Source organism: Nocardia amamiensis NBRC 102102 (genome assembly GCF_001612745.1).
Lineage (GTDB): Bacteria > Actinomycetota > Actinomycetes > Mycobacteriales > Mycobacteriaceae > Nocardia > Nocardia amamiensis.
In genome coordinates this window covers 1-551 of the sequence record NZ_BDBA01000480.1, presented here as the reverse complement: position 1 = coordinate 551, position 551 = coordinate 1, and the positions used below count along the sequence as shown (strand labels likewise).

At 67.5% G+C, this 551-nt stretch carries 1 protein-coding gene; it reads right to left on the bottom strand.

Features of this window, described 5'->3' with window-relative positions:
• Positions 1-458 (bottom strand): condensation domain-containing protein (locus tag NA4_RS38520; RefSeq protein ID WP_245671814.1); only part of this gene is annotated, 458 nt, incomplete at its 3' end.
• Positions 459-551 lie beyond the last annotated feature (93 nt).

Sequence of the window (551 nt, the reverse complement as noted above, 5' to 3'; positions counted from 1 at the left end):
GCCAGCGATGCCCCGTCGGCGGAAATATGGTGCACCACAAGGACGAACAGGTGTTCCTGGCCGGAGCTGAACACCCGTATGCGCAGCGGCACCGACGCCGTGACGTCGAACCCGGTGGACATCAGACCGGCCACGGTGTCCATCAGGTCGGTGGTGTCGTGTTCGACCACCAGGCCCTCGGGCAGTACGGCATCGGCCGGCAGGATCTCCTGATACGGAATGCCGTCGGTGTCGGCGGGGAAACGGGTGCGCAGCGCCTCGTGGCGTTCGAGCACGTCGGCGACCGCGAGGCGCAGCGCGGGCACGTCGAGAGTGCCGGTCAGCCGGAGGGCGAAGGGCATGTTGTAGGCGGGCGAGTCCGGGTCGATGCGGTTGATCAACCACATCCGCTGTTGTGCCAGCGACAAGGGGATGCGGTCGGGTCGGATCGAACGGACCAGTGCCGGACGGGAATCCATCCCCACCGGGAACCACCCGGGCGGCGAGTGCGGCGACCCGGGATGCCTCGAACAGGTCACGGACCGTCACCTGCGAGTTCAGCACCTCGTTGA